Source organism: Janthinobacterium sp. BJB426 (genome assembly GCF_002735705.1).
In the GTDB taxonomy this organism is placed as follows: Bacteria; Pseudomonadota; Gammaproteobacteria; order Burkholderiales; family Burkholderiaceae_D; genus Janthinobacterium.
Map to the genome: position 1 here is coordinate 17882 of NZ_PDZL01000033.1, position 19725 is coordinate 37606.

Annotated in this window: 16 protein-coding genes; all 16 read left to right on the top strand. The window is 63.1% G+C overall.

Going from position 1 to position 19725, the window contains the following annotated elements; translation table 11 throughout:
* Positions 1-66: 66 nt before the first annotated feature.
* The 16 genes from odhB to CSQ93_RS27645 all read left to right on the top strand — a co-directional run bounded on the left by odhB (position 67) and on the right by CSQ93_RS27645 (position 19565).
* Entirely contained in the window at positions 67-1323 is a 1257-nt protein-coding gene (gene odhB / locus CSQ93_RS27570; RefSeq protein ID WP_099380774.1) for a 2-oxoglutarate dehydrogenase complex dihydrolipoyllysine-residue succinyltransferase, read from the top strand.
* Between the two features lie 94 nt (positions 1324-1417).
* Positions 1418-1801 carry a PspC domain-containing protein gene (locus tag CSQ93_RS27575; RefSeq protein ID WP_099380775.1) on the top strand — a complete coding sequence of 128 codons (384 nt, stop codon included), beginning with the start codon at positions 1418-1420 and terminating at the stop codon, positions 1799-1801.
* Entirely contained in the window at positions 1791-3221 is a 1431-nt protein-coding gene (gene lpdA, locus CSQ93_RS27580) for a dihydrolipoyl dehydrogenase (RefSeq protein ID WP_099380776.1), read from the top strand. Before CSQ93_RS27575 ends, lpdA begins: the two co-directional genes overlap by 11 nt.
* A gap of 70 nt (positions 3222-3291) precedes the next feature.
* A complete protein-coding gene (gene zapE, locus CSQ93_RS27585; protein WP_099380777.1) occupies positions 3292-4389 on the top strand; it encodes a cell division protein ZapE in 1098 nt (365 codons plus the stop codon).
* A 19-nt stretch (positions 4390-4408) separates the two neighbouring features.
* Positions 4409-5128 carry a hypothetical protein gene (locus CSQ93_RS27590; protein ID WP_233516375.1) on the top strand — a complete coding sequence of 240 codons (720 nt, stop codon included), beginning with the start codon at positions 4409-4411 and terminating at the stop codon, positions 5126-5128.
* 137 nt (positions 5129-5265) lie between these two features.
* Positions 5266-5466 carry a YdcH family protein gene (locus CSQ93_RS27595; RefSeq protein ID WP_034752051.1) on the top strand — a complete coding sequence of 67 codons (201 nt, stop codon included), beginning with the start codon at positions 5266-5268 and terminating at the stop codon, positions 5464-5466.
* 94 nt (positions 5467-5560) lie between these two features.
* Positions 5561-7564 (top strand): ATP-dependent DNA helicase, encoded by a 2004-nt coding sequence (locus CSQ93_RS27600; protein ID WP_099380779.1) that lies wholly within the window; start codon positions 5561-5563, stop codon positions 7562-7564.
* A 270-nt stretch (positions 7565-7834) separates the two neighbouring features.
* Positions 7835-8440, top strand: a complete 606-nt coding sequence (locus tag CSQ93_RS27605) for a toll/interleukin-1 receptor domain-containing protein (protein ID WP_099380780.1) — start codon at positions 7835-7837, stop codon at positions 8438-8440.
* 19 nt (positions 8441-8459) lie between these two features.
* A complete protein-coding gene (locus CSQ93_RS27610) occupies positions 8460-10913 on the top strand; it encodes a tetratricopeptide repeat protein (protein WP_158301393.1) in 2454 nt (817 codons plus the stop codon).
* Between the two features lie 94 nt (positions 10914-11007).
* A complete protein-coding gene (gene surE / locus CSQ93_RS27615) occupies positions 11008-11745 on the top strand; it encodes a 5'/3'-nucleotidase SurE (protein WP_099380781.1) in 738 nt (245 codons plus the stop codon).
* A 9-nt stretch (positions 11746-11754) separates the two neighbouring features.
* On the top strand, positions 11755-12645 hold the full coding sequence (locus tag CSQ93_RS27620; RefSeq protein WP_099380782.1) for a protein-L-isoaspartate(D-aspartate) O-methyltransferase: 891 nt from the start codon (positions 11755-11757) through the stop codon (positions 12643-12645).
* Positions 12646-12687: 42 nt separating this feature from the next.
* Positions 12688-13605, top strand: coding sequence for a peptidoglycan DD-metalloendopeptidase family protein (locus CSQ93_RS27625; RefSeq protein WP_099380783.1), 918 nt, complete (start codon positions 12688-12690; stop codon positions 13603-13605).
* Positions 13606-13613: 8 nt separating this feature from the next.
* Complete coding sequence (rpoS, locus tag CSQ93_RS27630; protein ID WP_099380784.1) at positions 13614-14636, top strand: RNA polymerase sigma factor RpoS; 1023 nt, start codon at positions 13614-13616, stop codon at positions 14634-14636.
* A gap of 132 nt (positions 14637-14768) precedes the next feature.
* Complete coding sequence (gene rlmD, locus CSQ93_RS27635) at positions 14769-16112, top strand: 23S rRNA (uracil(1939)-C(5))-methyltransferase RlmD (protein ID WP_099380785.1); 1344 nt, start codon at positions 14769-14771, stop codon at positions 16110-16112.
* Positions 16113-16509: 397 nt separating this feature from the next.
* Positions 16510-18435 (top strand): glycosyl hydrolase family 18 protein, encoded by a 1926-nt coding sequence (locus tag CSQ93_RS27640; protein ID WP_267891699.1) that lies wholly within the window; start codon positions 16510-16512, stop codon positions 18433-18435.
* Between the two features lie 77 nt (positions 18436-18512).
* The gene (locus CSQ93_RS27645) at positions 18513-19565 is read left to right on the top strand and encodes a cupin-like domain-containing protein (protein WP_099380786.1); all 1053 of its coding nucleotides are present in this window, start codon (positions 18513-18515) and stop codon (positions 19563-19565) included.
* The last annotated feature ends 160 nt before the right edge of the window (positions 19566-19725 follow it).

Sequence of the window (19725 nt, forward strand, 5' to 3'; positions counted from 1 at the left end):
CATGACGGAGCGCTGCCCTTGCTACGCAGGGGCGGCGCCGCAATAACAAAATAAACGGAGTTTTACATGGCACAAATCGAAGTCAAAGTTCCCCAGTTGTCGGAATCGGTTGCAGAAGCGACCCTGCTGGCATGGCACAAGAAAGTCGGCGAACCAGTCGCGCGCGACGAAAACATGATCGATATCGAAACCGATAAAGTGGTGCTGGAACTGCCGGCGCCAGCCGCTGGCGTGATCGTTCAAATCATCAAGGCTGACGGCGCCACCGTCGTCGCCGGCGAAGTCATCGCCATCATCGACACCGACGGCTCGGCCAAGGTCAGCCCGATGGAAGTGTCGGCCGTGCCTGCACCAGCCCTGGCTGCCGCTGCGCAAGACGCATCGACCGCTTCGGCGCCTGCCGCTGCGACCAAAGGCGATGTCGCCATGCCTGCCGCTGCCAAGATCCTGTCCGAAAAAGGCTTGTCCGCTGGCGACGTCGCCGGTTCCGGCAAAGACGGCCGCGTGACTAAGGGCGACGCCCTGGCCGCTTCCGCCAAGCCAGCTGTTGCGCCACTGGCGCCAGCCGCTGCCAAGCCAGCGCTGCAACAAGTTGCCACGCCGTCGGCCGCCAGCCTGGGCGACCGCCCTGAAGAGCGCGTGCCGATGAGCCGCCTGCGCGCACGTATCGCCGAGCGCCTGCTGCAATCGCAATCGACGAACGCCATCCTGACCACGTTCAATGAAGTGAACATGCAGCCGGTCATCGACCTGCGCAACAAGTACAAGGACAAGTTCGAGAAAGAGCATGGCGTCAAGCTGGGCTTCATGTCCTTCTTCGTCAAGGCCGCCGTCGCCGCCCTGAAAAAGTACCCGATCATCAATGCCTCCGTTGACGGCAACGACATCGTCTACCACGGCTACTTCGACATCGGTATCGCTGTCGGTTCGCCACGCGGCCTGGTCGTGCCTATCATCCGCAACGCGGACCAGCTGTCGATCGCCGACATCGAGAAAAAAATCGGTGAATTCGGCGCGAAAGCCAAGGAAGGCAAGCTGACCCTGGACGACCTGACGGGCGGCACGTTCTCGATCTCGAACGGCGGCACCTTCGGCTCCATGCTGTCGACCCCGATCATCAACCCGCCACAATCGGCCATCCTGGGCGTGCATGCGACCAAAGACCGCGCTGTTGTCGAAAACGGCCAGATCGTGGTGCGTCCGATGAACTACCTGGCCATGTCCTACGACCACCGCATCATCGACGGCCGCGAAGCCGTCCTGGGCCTGGTGGCGATGAAAGAAGCGCTGGAAGATCCTGCACGCCTGTTGCTGGACCTGTAAGCACTGTAGTCCCCCGGCGTCGCCGCCGGGGCAATGTAGCTGATACCCCTTGCCAGAAGACGCAGCTGGCTGATCTCAATGAAAGAGGATTCCCATGAACGTCTCTGAAGAAATCAAGCGTCTGCACGAGTTGCACCTGGCGGGCGCCCTGAGCGACGCGGAATTCGCGCAAGCGAAAGCCAAGCTCCTGAGCAATATCAACCTGGACAAGCCGGACAACGCGTCCGGCGCCGATGCGGCCCCCGGCCCGGCGAACGACCTGGTGCAGGAATTCAACCGCCTGCGCCGTTCGCGCAACGACCGCTGGCTTGGCGGCGTCTGCGGCGGCCTGGGACGCGCTTCCGGCATGGAAGCGTGGATCTGGCGCCTCGTCTTCGTTCTGTTTACATTGACCTTCGGCTTCGGCGTGGTGATTTACCTTCTATTGTGGATTTTCGTACCAGACGAAGAGATTGGAATAACAAAACATGAGTACTAAACAATTTGACGTAGTTGTCATCGGTGCGGGCCCTGGCGGCTACATCGCCGCCATCCGCGCAGCGCAGCTGGGCTTTTCCGTCGCTTGCGTCGACGAGTGGTCGAACGCCAAGGGCGGCGCCGCTCCTGGCGGCACCTGCACCAACGTCGGCTGCATCCCGTCGAAAGCGCTGCTGCAATCGTCCGAGCATTTCGAACACGCGGGCCACAGCTTCGCCGAGCATGGCATCGACGTCGCCGGCCTGAAGCTGAACCTGGGCCAGATGCTCAAGCGCAAAGACACCGTCGTCAAGCAAAACAACGACGGCATCCTGTACCTGTTCAAGAAGAACAAGATCGCCTTCTTCCACGGTCGCGCCGCTTTCGCTGCCGCCGCCGCTGGCACGTACGAGATCAGCGTGACGGGCGAAGCCAACGAAACCCTGACGGCCAAGCACGTGGTCATTGCCACGGGTTCGAACGCACGCGAACTGCCGGGCGCGCCATTCGACGAGAAACTGATCCTGTCGAACACGGGCGCACTGGCCATCGACGCCGTACCAGCCAAGCTGGGCGTCATCGGTGCCGGCGTGATCGGCCTGGAAATGGGCAGCGTATGGCGCCGCCTGGGTTCCGACGTCACCGTGCTGGAAGGCTTGCCGGTCTTCCTCGGCGCCGTCGACGAGCAGATCGCCAAGGAAGCGTCGAAGCTGTTCATCAAGCAAGGCTTGAAGATCAACCTCGGTTGCAAGATCGGTGCGATCACGCCAGGCAAGAAAGACGTCACCGTGGAATTCGTGGACGCCAAGGGCGAAGCGCAAAAAGCCGTGTTCGATAAGCTGATCATCTCGATCGGCCGCACGCCGAACACGAATGGCCTGGGTGCCGACAAGGTCGGCCTGCAGCTGGACGAACGCGGCTTCATCGCCGTCGACGGCGACTGCAAGACCAACCTGCCGAACGTCTGGGCAGTGGGCGACGTCGTGCGCGGCCCGATGCTGGCGCACAAGGCCGAAGAAGAAGGCGTTGCCGTGGCCGAGCGTATCGCCGGCCAGCATGGTCACACCAACTTCAACACGATTCCTTGGGTGATCTACACCTCGCCGGAAATCGCGTGGGTCGGCAAGACCGAGCAAACCCTGAAGTCCGAAGGCATCGCCTATAAGGCCGGCACCTTCCCGTTCATGGCCAATGGCCGTGCGCGCGCGCTGGGCGACACTTCGGGCATGGTGAAATTCCTGGCCGATGCGACCACCGATGAAATCCTCGGCGTGCACATCGTCGGCCCGATGGCCTCCGAACTGATTTCCGAAGCCGTCGTGGCGATGGAATTCAAGGCCTCGGCCGAAGACATCGCACGCATCTGCCACGCTCACCCATCCCTGTCGGAAGCGACCAAGGAAGCGGCACTGGCGGTTGACAAGCGTACGTTGAACTTTTAATTGTAGTTAGTCCTGCAGGGGCGCTCGCGGAATTTTTCCGCCGGCGCCCTTGTGCGTTAAAGCGAATCCCATGAACGTAGAAGAGTTTTACCAGCACGCGTTGCAGAAGCGTGATTTCAAGGCCGATGCCGCCCAGCGGCGCGCGGTCGACCGCCTGCAGCTGTGCTATGACGAGTGGGTGGCCTACAAGGGCCAGCGCTCGAGCACCTTCAAGCGCCTGCTGAACCGTCCTGCCGTGCCGAAAGGCGTGTACATGTGGGGCGGGGTGGGGCGCGGCAAGTCGTTCCTGATGGATAGCTTCTATTCGGTCGTGCCCCTGGTGCGCAAGACGCGATTGCACTTCCACGAATTCATGCGCGGCGTGCACCAGCAGCTCGATGAATTGAAAGGCGTGGCCGACCCGCTCGACGAGGTGGCCAAGCGCATCGCCAAGAAATACCGCCTCATCTGTTTCGATGAATTCCACGTCTCCGACATCGCCGACGCGATGATCCTGTACAACCTGCTGTCGGCCCTGTTCGCCAACGGCGTGTCCTTCATCATGACCTCGAACTACGATCCGGACCTGCTGTATCCGGACGGCCTGCACCGTGACCGCATGCTGCCGACCATCGCGCTGCTCAAGGACAAGCTCGACGTGATGAACGTCGACGCCGGCGTCGATTACCGGGGCCGCGCACTGGAACAGGTGGAAAGCTATTACACGCCGCTGGGCGCCGATACCGACAAGGCCCTGCGCGACGCGTACACGCGCATCGCCGAGACGGCCGACGAAGACGCGCGTATTCGCATCGAGAGCCGCGAAATCCATTGCCTGCGCCGCGCCGGCGGCATCATCTGGTTCGATTTCGCCACCCTGTGCGGCGGTCCCCGCTCGCAAAATGATTACCTGGAAATCGCCAGCCGCTTCCATACGGTGATATTGTCCGGCATACCGGCCATGTCGGCGGCGCAGTCGTCCGAGGCGCGCCGCTTCACGTGGCTGATCGACGTGTTTTATGATCAGAAGGTCAAGCTGATCATGTCGGCCGAAGTGGCGCCTGAAGAGCTGTACACGAACGGCATGCTGGCCAACGAGTTTCACCGCACCGTTTCGCGTATCATCGAGATGCAATCGCGCGAATACATGGAAAAAGAACAGCGCGGCGCGGCCGACGCGATCGTTTGAGGCAGGGATAAGGAACATGATGGCAAATACACTATACAAGCTGGGTGCGGCGCTGGGCCTGGTCCTGGCGTTGTCCGCCTGCGCCCACCAGGGCGCCGCGGCACTGGATGAAGTCGGCGCGCCGCAGGTGCCCGCCACCTTGTCGGTGGACGAGGCGGACGCCAAGCTGAAGCAGGTCGCCAGCGAGCGCGCGGCGGCGGAAAACGAGTTTGCCGCGCGCGAACTGGAGTGCTACGACAAGTTTTTCGTGAATAACTGCCTGGACACGGCCAAGGAAAAGCGCCGCCTGATCCTCGTGCGCCTGCGCGCCGTCGAAGCGGAAGCGAATTACTTCAAGCGGGCCGAGTCCGTGCGCCTGCGCGATATCGACCTGGCCCGCACGCAGGAAAGTGCGCGTCTGGACGCCGAGCAGCGGGCCGCGGCCCTGCCCAAGCCTGTGAAAGTGGTCGCGCCCGAGCCGGCGCCGCCCAAGCCGCAAGGCAAGAGCGTTGCCGAGCGCGAAGCCGAGCATGCGGCAAAGGTGGCGAAGCAGGCTGCCGCCGATGCCGCCGACGCGCCGCGCCGCGCGGCCCGCGAAGCGCAATATGCGAAAAAACAGGCTGACGCCGTGGCGCGCCAGAAACGGGTGGCGCAACGCCTGGCCGAGCGCCAGGCCGAAGCGCAGGCCAAGGCGGCCAAGGCGGCCGCCGCCGCTGCCAGCACGCCGGCCGTTGCTGTACCTGTGCCGCCTGTCAAATAAGACCACCGCGCAGGGGCATGCCGGAAATGGCGTGCCCTAACGCGCGCGGCAGGTTAAACTACGCACGATGGCTGCCTGCGTACGCTGCACGCCCCGGTTTCCCAACACTGTCACCAACACTGCCTGGAACGCAACACATGAGCGATGCACAGCAAATAGAGCGGCGCCTGATTGAACTCAACGTGGAACACCGCGACCTCGATGCCGTCATCGAGTTGCTGATACTCGATGGCCACCATGACGAGTTGCAGCTGCGCCGCCTGAAAAAGCGCAAATTGCAATTGAAGGATCACATCACCTTGCTGAAAATGCAGTTGGTGCCCGACGTTCCCGCCTGAGGGGCGCCAGTAGCGTCCAGTCCAGCCTTCACCTAAGTATATTTTGACCGATCACAATTTATTGCCAGTAAACCCAGATGGCCAGCCTGCTGTCTTGCCAGCCGATGTGCCAGCCGAACCGCAGGCGGCGCCTGGCAAGCACGATGCCGACATCGAGCGCCTGTTCGGCGCCGGCGGCCCGCTCGGTCCGGCCGTGGGCAGCTACAAGCCGCGCCGTTCGCAAACGGAAATGGCGAAAGCCATCGCCAGCGCCATCGACAGCCAGACGACCCTGATCGCCGAGGCAGGCACGGGCACCGGCAAGACCTTCGCCTACCTGGTGCCGGCCCTGATGTGGGGCGGCAAGACCATTGTCTCCACCGGCACGAAGAACTTGCAGGATCAATTGTTCCTGCGCGACATCCCCACCGTTCGCGCCGCGCTGCAGGCGCCCGTTTCCGTCGCCTTGCTGAAAGGCCGCTCGAACTACGTCTGCCACTATCACCTGGAACGCACCCTGCAAAACGGCCGCATGACGTCGCGCGACGACGTGGGCCATTTGCGTGAAATCTCGCGTTTCATCAAGATGACCAGCTCGGGCGACAAGGCCGAGCTGACCAAGGTGCCGGAAAACGCCATGATCTGGAACCTGGTGACGTCCACGCGCGACACCTGCATGGGCGCCGAATGCCAGTACTACCAGGATTGCTTTGTCATGAAGGCCCGCAAGGAAGCCCAGCAGGCCGATGTGGTGGTGGTCAACCACCACTTGTTCTTTGCCGATGTGGCCCTGAAGGATACGGGCGTGGCGGAATTGCTGCCCTCGGCCAACACCATCATCTTCGATGAGGCGCACCAGCTGCCCGATACGGCCACCTTGTTCTTTGGCAACACGGTATCGACCTCGCAAATCCTGGAGCTGTGCCGCGACGTGCTGGCCGAGGGACTCGCGCACGCGCGCGGCATCGACTGGGCCAAGACCGTCACGGTGGTGGAAAAGGCGGCACGCGACCTGCGCTTGACCTTCCCGCAGGATATCGTGCGCCTGTCCCTGCCGCAGATTGCCCCGTCGAGCGATTTCTTCCCTGCGCTCGACACCCTCAAGGATGAGCTTGACGGCATGGTGGCCGTGCTGGAAACCCAGGCGGAACGGGCGGAAACGCTGGAGCAGTGCCGCGTGCGCGGTGTCGAGCTGGCGCAGCAGCTGAGCGGCTGGAAGTTCGATCCGAAGGCGAAAGTGGCGGCCGGCGAAGAAGCCGTGTTCTGGGTGGAAGCGTTTTCCAGCTCCTTGCAATTGCATAAAACACCGTTGTCGATCGCGCCAATCTTCAACAACCAGCGCGAAGGCACGCCACGCAGCTGGATCTTCACGTCCGCCACCCTGGCCGTGAAAAACGACTTCAAGCATTTTTCCGAACAGATGGGCTTGACGGGCGAACCGTCGCATACGTGGCCGTCGCCGTTCGACTATGGCCAGCAAGGCTTGCTGTTCGTGCCGCAAAACCTGCCGCAACCGAACTCGCTGGGCTACACGGATGCCGTCATCGACTGCGCCCTGCCCATCATCGAGGCGGCCGGCGGTCGCACCTTCTTCCTGTGCACCACCTTGCGCGCCGTCAAACGGGCCGCCGAGCGCCTGGCCGACGAATTCAAGCAGCGCGGTTTGAACTTCCCCCTGTTCGTGCAGGGAGAAAAGGGCCGCACGGAATTGCTGGACCAGTTCCGCGCCGCCGGCAACGGCGTGCTGATCGGCAGCCAGAGTTTCTGGGAAGGCGTCGACGTGCGCGGCGATGCCTTATCTCTGGTAATCATCGACAAGCTGCCGTTCGCGCCGCCCGACGACCCCGTGCTGGCCGCGCGCATCGAAGTGATGGAAAAGCAAGGCAAGAACGGTTTCATGCACCACTCGCTGCCGGAAGCCATCATCAACCTGAAGCAGGGTGCGGGCCGGCTGATCCGTGACGAGGGCGACCGGGGCGTGCTGATGATCTGTGATCCGCGCCTGATCTCCAAGCCATATGGCAAGCGCATCTGGCAAAGCCTGCCGCCGTTCAAGCGCACGCGCGACACGGCTGAAGTGGTAGAGTTCTTCCGCAACCTGCCCGCCAAGGGCGCTTAAGTCCTTGTTGCCGGCGCCTTCCGCGCGCCGGCATATTTCCCTTTGTTATCAAGCGAGTAGCGTTTTTTGTGCGGCGCCGCCTTGCGCGCCTGGCATGCCAGAAATCGGCGTGATCGCGCCAGTTTCTGGCTTTCTTGCGAATGTCCAGGACGCCAGACACATCTTTGCGCCAGCGCAAACAGGCCGTTGCTCAGCGGTCTACAGTGACTTCATGCCTCGTGGGATCAAGGCGCGGCGATGGCAGGGCCGCACGGGGAACAGGGGGATGCCATGGAGATCCGCTACGGCTGTTTCTTGAGCTACGCGCACGGCCAATATGCGTACATGAACAAGTTCAAGAATGACCTCATCGAGGCGCTCGCATGCTATCTGGAACCGCACCTGGACCGCGAGGAAGTCCTGTTCATCGACAGCGAGCAACTGGGAGGCGGCGACGATATCGACCTGCGCGTGGCGCGCGCCATGTGCCAGAGCGTCTGCATGATCGTGCTGTACACGCCTAAATATGAAGCGCACGGCTACACGCGGCGCGAATTTGCCGCCATGCAACTGATCGAGCAGGAGCGGCGCGCCTGGTATGAACTGCCCAGCCATTTGATTATCCCCATCATCATGACGCGCCATCCCGACGGCTTGCCGCCGCAAATCACGGAATCGGGCCTGTACGTCGATTTCTCCGGCTACACCCTGGCCAGCGGCGACCTGAAATCGAATCCGCAGTACCTGCCCGACATAGAACGCATCGTGCAGCGCATCGCCACGCATTACCACTTGCTCAAGCGGTCAACACCGCCCGGCCACGATTGCAGCCGTTTCGTGTTGCCCGCTATTCCGCCGGAATGGCGCGCCATTCCGCCTCCCCACTTTCCGCGTTAATCACGTAAAAGGTCCTGTCATGGAATGCCAACGCCTCTCCCTGCCACCTTTGAGCGCCCCTGGCGAAGTCGTCACCTTCTATTCCTACAAGGGCGGTACCGGCCGCACCATGGCCCTGTCGAACATCGCCGTCCTGCTGGCGCGCCGCGAAAACGCCAGCGTGCCCGTGCTGATGCTGGACTGGGACATGGAAGCACCGGGCCTGCACCACTATTTCGAACAGCACGAGGAGCGCCCGGGCGTGCTGGAATTCTTTGAGGCGTGCCGCCAGCAGCTCGAACGCCTCAGCCTGGAGACGGGAGGCAAGCGCGGCTCGGTCGCCGACGATGTCGCCCTGGCCCAGCGCGTGCTCGACGCCATCGACTGGCAGCAGTACGTGGTGCGCGTCGACCAGGGCAGCCCGCTGTACCTGATGCGTGCGGGGCGCTTCGACGCCAGCTACAGCGAGCGCCTGGCGCAGATGCGCTGGGATCAGCTGTTCGACAGTTGCCCGGCCCTGTTCCGCTGCTTCGCCGATACCCTGGCCCAGCATTTCCGTTACGTGCTCGTCGATTCGCGCACGGGACGCACGGACAGCGCCGGCATCTGCACCACCTTGCTGCCGAAAAAACTGGTGGTGGTCTTCACGCCGAACCGGCAAAGCCTGGAAGGCGTCGATGCACTCGTCACGCGGGCCATCGAGTACCGCCGCAGCCATGAAGACGAACAGCGTCCGCTGCTCGTCTACCCCTTGCCCTCGCGCATAGAAATGGGCGATGGCGCGCAGCGTGCCGAGTGGCGCCGCGGCGACGCGCACAAGGGCATCGCCGGCTTCCAGCCCATGTTCGAGCGCCTGCTGCGCACTTCCTACGGCTTGCCGCAGATCGCCCTCGACAGCTATTTCGACGAAGTCCAGCTGCAGCAGACGAAAACCTTTGCGTATGGCGAGCAATTGGCCGTGCGCATCGACCAGGGCGGCGACCGCTTTTCCCTCACGCGCACCTTCGAAGCCTTTTTGCACTGGCTGACGGGCGGCTACTTCCCCTGGCAATCGAGCCGCGAAATCGCCTTGCTGGGCGCCATCAGCGAAGCGCGTCAGGCTTTGCTGGCCGAACCGGGCCGCGCCGTGGCCCTGCCGCTGGCGCGCGACCTGGCCCGTCTGGGCGAGCTGTACCGCAAGGATGGCCGCAGCGGGCAGGCGCTCGAGGCCTTCCGCCAGAGCGTCGAGATCCGCGTGCGCCTGCTGGGCGAGGAGCATCCCGACAGCCTGGCGTGCAAGAGCGGCATGGCGCGCCTGCTGCGCCAACTGGGCAAGCTCGAGGAAGCCCGCTTCCTGGAAGAAGACGTGCTCGACGTGCGCGAACGTGTGCTGGGCAGCGAACATCCCGACACCCTGGCGGCCCGCGCCTGCCTGGCGAAAACCCTGTTGCTGCAAGGGGAACTGGCGGCGGCCCTGCTGCTGCAGGATGCGGTGCTGGCAAGCTACGCGCGCCAGCTGGGCGGCGAGCATCCGCTGACCCTGGAAGCGATGGACGGCCGCGCCGCCACCTTGCTGCGCATGGGCCGGCTGGCGCAGGCGCAGCAAGTGCTGGCCACGGTGGTGGCGGCGCGCGAACGCCTGTTTGGCGCCGAGCATGGCGATACCTTGCGCAGCAAGCTGGCCCTGGCGCAGGCGCTGGGGCGCGAAGGCGACCTGGAAGGCGCGCGGCGCCTGTTCGCTGCCGTGCTGCAGGCGCAGGAGCGGCGCCTGGGCGGCGACCATGCGGCCACCCTGGCCACGCGCGATTTGCTGGCCGACATCGTGGCCGGGCAGGGCGACTGGGCCGGCGCGCGCCAGTTGCACGAAGACCAGGTGGCGGCGCGCGAGCGCACGCATGGGCTCGACCATCCGGAAACCCTGATGAGCCAGCGCAAGCTGGCCGAGGCGCTGTTGCGGCGTGGTGAGCTCGATGCGGCGCGCAGCGTGCAGGAGCAGGTGCTGGAAGTGCATGCGCGCCTGCTGGGCGAAGACCACCTCGATACCTTGCACAGCAAGACGCAATTGGCCGGTACCTTGCAGCAGCAGGGCGACAGCGAGGCGGCGCGCCTGCTGGAAGACGCCGTGCTCAGCGGCAGTGACCGGCTCCTGAATGCGCCCGTCACGGGGCATGCGGACAGCGTGCTGGACGGTGCGCGGCATTTGCAGGAAACCATACTGGCCGGGCGCGTCAGCGGGCACGAGGGCGCGGAGCCGGATACCCTGGTCAGCATGATCTCCATGCTGCAAGGCATGATCGAGCGCGAACAGTATGCGCAGGCGGGCGAACTGGCCGAACATTTGAAGTCTTGCCTGCTGCGTCCGGGCGTGCCGGGCAAGCTGCGCAGGCGCGGCATGGCGCAGCTGAAAAGAATGTACAAATTGCAAGGCGATTTGAATGCCTTGCTGGCCTTGCAGGAAGATGAAGTGCAGGCGCTGGAAGGGGCATTGTCCGAGGCGCGCATCGAGCAGCGCTGATCCTGTGCGCCATGCCCGCGCGGCAGCACAAATAATGCTGTCTATCGGCGTGCGGCATGCGCAGTGTTGGCATCGCTTCGGGTAAAATCCCGTTATGAGAATTCTTATCAGTAACGACGACGGCTACCTGGCGCCTGGCCTGGCGGCCCTGGCCGACGCGCTCGCACCCATTGCCGACATCGTCGTGGTGGCGCCCGACAGCAACCGTTCGGGCGCCTCCAATTCGCTGTCCCTGGACCGCCCCTTGTCCGTGCACAAGGCCGCCAACGGCTTTTATTTTGTCAACGGCACGCCCACCGACTGCGTGCACGTGGCGCTGACGGGCATGCTCATCGAGCGACCCGACCTGGTGGTCTCCGGCATCAACAATGGCCCCAACATGGGTGACGACACCCTGTATTCGGGCACCGTGGCGGCCGCCACGGAAGGCTATCTGTTCGGCATTCCCGCCATCGCCTTTTCCCAGTCGCAGTTTGGCTGGGCCAACCTGGACGCGGCTGCCCGCGTGGCCAGGGAAATCGTCGAGCGCCAGTTCGACGCCCTGCAGAAACCGTATCTGCTGAATGTGAACATCCCCGCAATCCCTTATGAGCAAATGCAAGGCATGGCGGCCACGCGTCTGGGCAAGCGCCATTCGGCCGAGCCGGTGATCCGCGCGCTCGACCCCCGTGGCCGTGAAATCTTCTGGATCGGCCCGGCCGGCGCCGCCAAGGAAGGCGGTCCGGGCACGGACTTCCATGCCGTTGAACATGGACAAGTATCGATCACGCCGCTGCAGATCGACCTGACCCATACCACCCAACTCGATGCACTGGCGAAAGGCCTGGCATGACCGCTCACTATGACTGACAAGCCGCGCACCTTCCCCCTTACCCTCGATTCGCTGGCCGGCAAGCCCGCCAGGCCGGGCGGGGGACAGTCGCTGGCCCAGTCCAGGATCGCCACGCCGCAGACGGCCACGCAGAATGCGGCGCAAAACGCGGCGCGCGGCGTGGCGCAGCCGTATGGCGCGCACGCGGCCATCGCGCCGTCGCGCGCCCAGGCCATCGCCAATGAGCGGGCGCAGCCGGCGGTGGTGTCGCCGCCACGGCAAAACCCGCTCGTCTCGGAGGCCGTGCGCCGCGCCATGGTGGCCCGCGTGGCGAAGCAGGGCGTCAAGGACCAGGTGGTGCTCGACGCCATGCAAGCCGTGCCGCGGCACATGTTCATGGACGAGGCGCTGGCGTCGCAGGCGTATATCGACGCGTCCCTGCCCATCGGCCACCACCAGACCATTTCGCAGCCATATATCGTGGCGCGCATGATCGAAGTGATGCGCCAGGGCGGCAGCCTGCAGCGCGTGCTGGAAATCGGCACGGGCTGCGGCTACCAGGCGGCGGTGCTGTCGCTGGTGGCGAAAGAGGTGTATTCGATCGAGCGCATCCGGCCCCTGCACGAGCTGGCGAAGGCCAATCTGCGCCCGCTGCGCGTGTCAAATCTGCGCTTGCAGTACGGAGATGGTATGCTTGGCCTGCCGCAGGCGGCGCCCTTCGACGGGATCATCCTTGCCGCAGCCGGCCTGGAAGTCCCGCAAGCCTTGCTGGAACAGCTGGCGCCCGGCGGGCGTCTGGTTGCGCCGGTGGGGGCTAAATTGCAACACTTACAACTCATTACCCGGGTGGGGAAAATGGAATGGACTAGCCAAACCCTGGAAGATTGCCATTTCGTACCTTTGCGCCCGGGCACCATATGATCCCCGGATCAGCTAGCAAGCAGGACATACAATTACATGCGAATGATTAAGAAAAGTAACATACTTCTATGTGGCATCACCTTGGCCGCGCTGTTGAGCGGTTGCGGCACGACGGGCGTCCAGGCGCCCGTCGTGGAGCGCCACCCATCGAGCAGCAGCGCCGCGGCCAGCGATCCGCGCGACCGCGATCCGGCTTATTACACGGTCAAGCGTGGCGATACCCTGTTGCGCATCGCCCTCGAGCACGGGCAGAATTACCGCGACCTGGTGGCCTGGAATGACTTGAGCAATCCGAACGACATCAAGGTCGACCAGGTGCTGCGCGTGTTGCCGCCGAATGGCGATACGGGCGGGGCGCAAACGTCGGCCATCGTCATGCCGCCAGCGATGGAAGTCAAGCCGGCCGCGCCTGTCGTGCCGAAGAAAACGGGTCCGCGCGGCGAGAAGCGCGCGTATTCCGACGCTACCCTGGCCGAGCTGCGCGCCGATGGCGGCAACGGCGACGCCAAGCCTGCGCCGGCCCCGGCAGCAGTTGTAGCCGCCGCACCGGCCGCCGCCGCGGCAGCCCCTGCGGCATCGGCGCCTGGCGACGAGAAGATCAGCTGGATGTGGCCTTCCGAAGGCAAGGTCATCGGCACTTTCGACGAAGGCAAGAACAAGGGCGTCGATATCGCCGGCAAGGCGGGCCAGCAGGTCGTGGCCGCCGGCGCGGGAAAAGTCATGTATGCCGGGAGCGGAATCCGTGGTTATGGTAATCTTGTCATCGTGAAGCACAGTAATAGTTTATTGTCGGCGTATGCGCATAACCGCAGCATCCTGGTGAAGGAAGGGCAGAACGTCAACAAAGGCCAGGCCATCGCCGAAATGGGCGATTCCGATGCCGACCGCGTGAAACTGCACTTTGAAATCCGCCAGCAAGGCAAACCTGTCGACCCATCGAAATTCCTGCCTAACCGTTAGGTAAAGCAATGACACACGCGCCGCACGACCAGCTGGACGATGACCCGGAACTGCCGGAAGACGGGGCAGACGAAGTCGTGACGGACGATGCCGGCGAACTCGACGGCATTGACGCCGTCGACGCGGGCGAGGTGGCCAGCGTAACCGTGTTGGTCGAAAGTGTCGATGAACTGAAAAAGGTGCTGGCGGCCGAGCTGTCGACCGATACCACGCAGCATTACCTGAACCAGATCGGCACGCGGCCCCTGCTGACGGTGGCGCAGGAAGTGCATTACGCCACCCTGGCCAAGCAGGGCAATTTTGAAGCCCGGCAAACCATGATCGAGCACAACCTGCGCCTGGTCGTGTCGATCGCCAAGCATTACATCAACCGCGGCGTGGTCTTGCTCGACATGATCGAGGAGGGCAACATCGGCCTGATGCGCGCCATCGACAAGTTCGAACCCGAACGCGGTTTCCGTTTCTCTACTTATGCCACCTGGTGGATACGCCAGAGCATAGAGCGCGCCATCATGAACCAGGCGCGCACGGTGCGCCTGCCCGTGCACATGGTGCGCGAACTGAACCAGATTTTGCGCGGCAAATACCACCTGGAAGCCCAGCACCACGATGGCAAGGATGCCACCGCGGAAGACATCGCCCACCTGGTGGGCCGTCCCGTGGAAGAGGTACAGGATATCCTGGCCCTGTCCGAGCACGCCACCTCGCTCGATGCGCCGCTCGACAACGACCCGCAGTCGTCGCTGATGGACATGTTGCCCGGCGCCAGCGAAGACAGCCCCGACGCGCGCGCGGAACACCATGAAATGACGGTGCTGGTGCGCGACTGGCTGACCAAGCTGCCCGACAAGCAGCGCGTGGTCATCATGCGCCGTTTCGGCCTCGACAATGACGATCCCGCCACCCTGGAAACCCTGGCCGAGGAAATGGGCGTGACGCGAGAGCGCGTGCGCCAGATCCAGCAGGAAGCCCTGATTAAACTGAAGCGGGCCATGGCGGCGCGCGGCGTAGTCAGAGATTCCCTTCTGTAAGACACCCTGGCCCGGCTGTCGCGGGCCTGCATCTGCTATCATACGCCCCGCTCGCGGCGCCTGACCTTTCCCCCATTCTTTCAAGTTCCAGCGCGGCCCTGCGTCCTGGCCCACTCTTACCTATTGATCGCTATGCAAGAAAATATCATCGAAATCAAATCGCTCGACATGGACGCCCGTGGCGTTGGCCATATTGAAAACGAAGACGGCTCGCCGGGCAAGGTCGTGTTTGTCGAAGGCGCATTGCCGGGCGAGCGCGTCAGCTTTGTGACGTTCAAGAAAAAGAAGAACTGGGAAATGGCCCGCATGACGGCGCTGCACCGCGAATCATCGATGCGCGTGACGCCCAAGTGCAAGCATTTCGACAATTGCGGCGGCTGCTCGATGCAGCACCTGGAGCCGTCGGCGCAGGTGGCGATCAAGCAGCGCGTGCTGGAAGACAACTTGTGGCATATCGGCAAGGTGCGTCCGCAAAGCATCATGCGCCCCATGTATGGCCCGACGTGGGGCTACCGCTACCGCGCGCGCCTGTCCGTGCGCCACGTCAAGAAGAAAGACGCCGTGCTGGTGGGTTTCCATGAAAAGAAATCGGCGTTTGTTGCCGACATGGATAGCTGCGAAATCCTGCCGCCGCATATCTCCGCCATGCTGCTGCCGCTGCGTGGATTGATTGCTTCGCTGTCCATCTTCGACCAGATGCCGCAGATCGAGCTGGCCGTGGGTGAAGACGTCACCGCCATGGTCTTGCGCATCATGGCGCCATTGACGGCGGACGATGAAACGAAATTGAAGGCCTTTGCCGACGAATACGGCGTGCAATGGTGGCTGCAGGTGAAAGGTCCGGAAACGGCCGTGCCGTTCTATCCGCTCGACAAGCAATTGCACTACCTGCTGCCGGAATTCGGCGTCAAGATGCCGTTCAAGCCTGTCGATTTCACGCAGGTGAACCACCACATCAACCGCGTGCTGGTATCGAAAGCCCTGCGTTTGCTGGAAGTGCAGCCGACGGACCGCGTGGCCGACTTGTTCTGCGGCCTGGGCAATTTCACCTTGCCGCTGGCCACGCAGGGCAGTGAAGTGGTCGGTATCGAAGGTAGCACCACTCTGACGGAGCGGGCGCTGGAAAACGCGCTGGCCAATGGCCTGGCGGAAAAAACCTCGTTTTCGACGCGCAACCTGTTCGAAGTGACGACGGACGACCTGATCGCGCTGGGCCGTTTTGATCGCATCCTCGTCGACCCGCCGCGCGATGGCGCCATGGCCCTGTGCCAGGCGCTGGTCGGTTTGTCGCAAGTGCGTCCTGACCTGCTGCCGAAACGCATCGTCTACGTGTCGTGCAGCCCGTCGACCCTGGCGCGCGACGCCGGCATCCTGGCGCTGGAAGCCGGCTATGTGCTGAGCAAAGCGGGCGTGGTGAACATGTTCCCGCACACTTCGCACGTCGAATCGATGGCCGTGTTTGATCTGCCGCAATAAGTCTGCCTGACACGGCGGGTGGCCAGGCAGGCACCCGCCGTTGCCGTATGTGACGGCACAGCAAGCTCCCCCAATACCACTTACAGCGTGTTATAAAACTGGTCTGTCTTTTCCCGATCCAGCGTCTTTTTTCATCCTTCCTCTGCCGTTTTTTTGCTTGTCCAGTAGGACAACGCGCCGTCCGCCTCCGCCGTTATGCTTTCTTTGTAAAGTGGTATTGCCCACTTTGAGGCCACTTCAAAACCACTTGACCGCCTATTTTTTCAGCAGCATGCTGTTCTTGCAACTGCAAAAAACAAAATCACAGGTAGCTTTTTATTGAAGCAGAGTGGTATTTCCGCAAACCTGAACAGGAGACAACGTGGAAAATTTAATACTCAAAAAAACGATCAGAAACATGATGGTATGTCTGGCCAGCGGTGGCGTGCTGGCCGCATGCGGCGGCGGTGGTGGTGATGCCGGCGCCCCGGCTGGCTCGCAATTGCTGGCGGCCAGCACCGTCGTCGCCTGCGTGCCTTGGCAAGAGGGTGGCACGTATAACGCAGGCACGGTGGTCACTTACCTGGGCGCCAACTACACGGCCCTGGTGACGCAGACCGATCACGTGGGCTCCGGTTGGAACCCCGTTTCCACGCCGAGCCTGTGGAGCGCCGGCGGCACTTGCGATGGCGGCACCACGCCGACACCTACTCCGACGCCCACGCCAACCCCGACGCCGACGCCGACGCCGATCCCGGCGCCTACACCGAACCCGACGCCCACCCCGACGCCGACGCCAACCGGCGGTACGTGCGCACTGGCCTGGGTGGCCGGCACGGCCTACAGCGCGGGCGCCACCGTCAGCTATGCGGGCACGAATTACCGCGCCAACTACTGGACGCAGGGCGACAACCCGTCGACCAGCAGCGGCGCCGCCGGCACGGGCAAGCCATGGACCAGCCAGGAGATATGCAGCACCACGCCGACTCCGACACCTACCCCGACGCCGACGCCGACTCCAACGCCGACTCCGACTCCAACGCCGACTCCGACTCCGACCCCAACGCCAACGCCAACGGGCCGCGAAGTCGGTTCCTATTTCGCGCAGTGGGGCGTGTATGGCCGCGACTATGAAGTGGCGAACGTGCACACGAGCGGCGTGGCCGACAAGCTGACCTTCATCAACTATGCCTTCGGCAATATTTACCCGAAAAACGGCGGCTATGAATGCGCCATGATTACCAAGACGGAACCGGGCGCGACGAATCCGAATTCGCCGGACGCGGGCACGGGTGGCGATGCCGAGGCCGACTACATCCGCACGCCGAAGCGCACCGTCGATGGCCAGGCGATCCCTTGGGACGCTCCGTTGTCGGGCAACTTCCTGCAGCTGAGGAAACTCAAGGCGGCGCACCCGAACCTGAAGCTGTTCATCTCGCTGGGCGGCTGGAGCTGGTCGAAGAACTTCTCCGTCGGTTCGGCCACCGATGCGCTGCGCAAGCAGATGGTGCGCTCGTGTATCGACATCTACATCAAGGGCAATTTGCCGGTGCAGGGCGGTCGCGGCGGCGCGGGCGCGGCGGCCAACATCTTTGACGGCATCGACATCGACTGGGAATATCCGGTCGGCGGCGGCCAGCCGTACAACACGGTCAGCCCCAACGACAAGCGCAACTTCACCTTGCTGATGGCGGAATTCCGTGCCCAGCTCGATGCGCTCGGTGCAGCCAACGGCAAGCGCTACCTGCTGACGGCCGCTGTCGGTGCGGGCAAGGACAAGATCGACAACACGGAACCGGCCCTGTACTCGCAGTACATGGATTGGATCAACCTGATGACCTACGACTTCCACGGCGGCTGGGAAACGAGCACCAACTTCAACGCCCAGCTGTTTGCCGATCCTGCCGATCCATCGACGGGCATGGCGCGCGAGTACGTGGGCGACAAGGCGGTGCAGTACATGATTGCCGCCGGCGTACCGCGCGACAAGCTGCTGCTGGGCATACCGTTTTATGGCCGCGGCTGGACCGGCGTGGCGCCGGGACCGAACGGCGATGGCCTGTACCAGGCGGCGACGGGCACGGCGCCAGGCACGTACGAGTCGGGCATCGAGGACTATAAAATCCTCGTGGCCAAGGCCGGCACGCGCTACTACCACCCCGTGACCAAGCAGCTGTACCTGTACACGGGGGCGGGCGGCCAGTGGTGGAGCTATGATGACCCGACCGTCATCGGCACCAAGGTCAAGTACGTGAAGGACCAGGGCTTGCGCGGCGCGTTCTCGTGGGAACTCGATGGCGACGCGAATGGCGTGCTGGCGACCGAGGTGTGGAAAGTGCGGTAATGTTGATGTAGCGTAAGACGCGGCCGGATAGCCATGCTGTCCGGCTGCTTGTTCACATAAAAAACAGGAGACGGGCGATGGCGGCAGTATCGACATTCGGAGTCAAGCAGCAGCAGCAGCAGCAGGAGCAGCAGCAGGAGCTGAGCCGCGAGTGGCGCAGCTGGATCGCGGAAAACCTCATGCTGGGCAGCCACCCGTCGGCGCTGATGCCTGTGCTGCAACAGGCCGGCATCGCGGAGCCGCTGGCGCGCCGCGAAATCGAGCTGGCGCTGCAGAGTCCCTACCTGGCCGGCGCCGTGCGCCTGTCGAACCGGCTGGCCAAGCGCGACTGGGTGATCGACATCCAGCGCAAGCTGAACCAGCTGCGCCCACCCGAGATTCCCCGCCGCGAGAAACTGACGGCGCAAGAGTTCCTGACGGAGTTCTATTCCACCAACCAGCCCGTCATCATCACGGGCATGATGGACGACTGGCCTGCCATGGCCAAGTGGAGTCCAGCTTATTTCCGCGACCATTACGCGCAGCGCGAAGTGGAAGTGCAGTTCGGCCGAGAGGCGGACGCCCAGTACGAAATGAACAGCGTGGCGCACAAGCGCAAGATGGCGTTCGGCGAATACGCCAGCCTGGTCGAGGGCAGTGGCGCGACCAACGATTTCTACATGACGGCGAATAACAATTCGCAAAACCGGCAAGCCTTGCGCGAGCTGTGGGACGATATCGGCCAGCTGCCCGAATACCTGGAACAGAGTGGCGGCCCCACGGGCTTTTTATGGTTTGGCCCCGCCGGCACCGTGACGCCATTCCACCACGACCTGACGAACAACTTCATGGCCCAGGTCAAAGGGCGCAAGCGGCTGCGCATCATGGCCGCCTGCGAGGTGGCGCGCGTGTACAACCAGCGCCACTGTTTTACGCCCGTCGACGGGCGCGACATCGACCTGCGGCGCTATCCGCTGATGGCCGACGTGCAGGTGCGCGAATGCGTGCTGGCACCGGGCGAGATCCTGTTTTTGCCCGTCGGCTGCTGGCATTTCGTCGAAGCGCTCGACGTATCGATGACGGTGGCGTTTACCAATTTCAAATGGGATAACGATTTTTACAGCAAGTACCCGTCGAATCACGACTTTTGATGGTGACATGACTTGCTGCGAACAGCCGCCGTACAGGCGGCTAATGAGATGGTCACCCTCCACCCTATAAGTTACTAAACTTATAGGGTGTTTTCATTTCTGAAGGAGGCCATCATGGAAAACGTTACGCTCATCGGCATCGATCTCGGCAAACACAGCT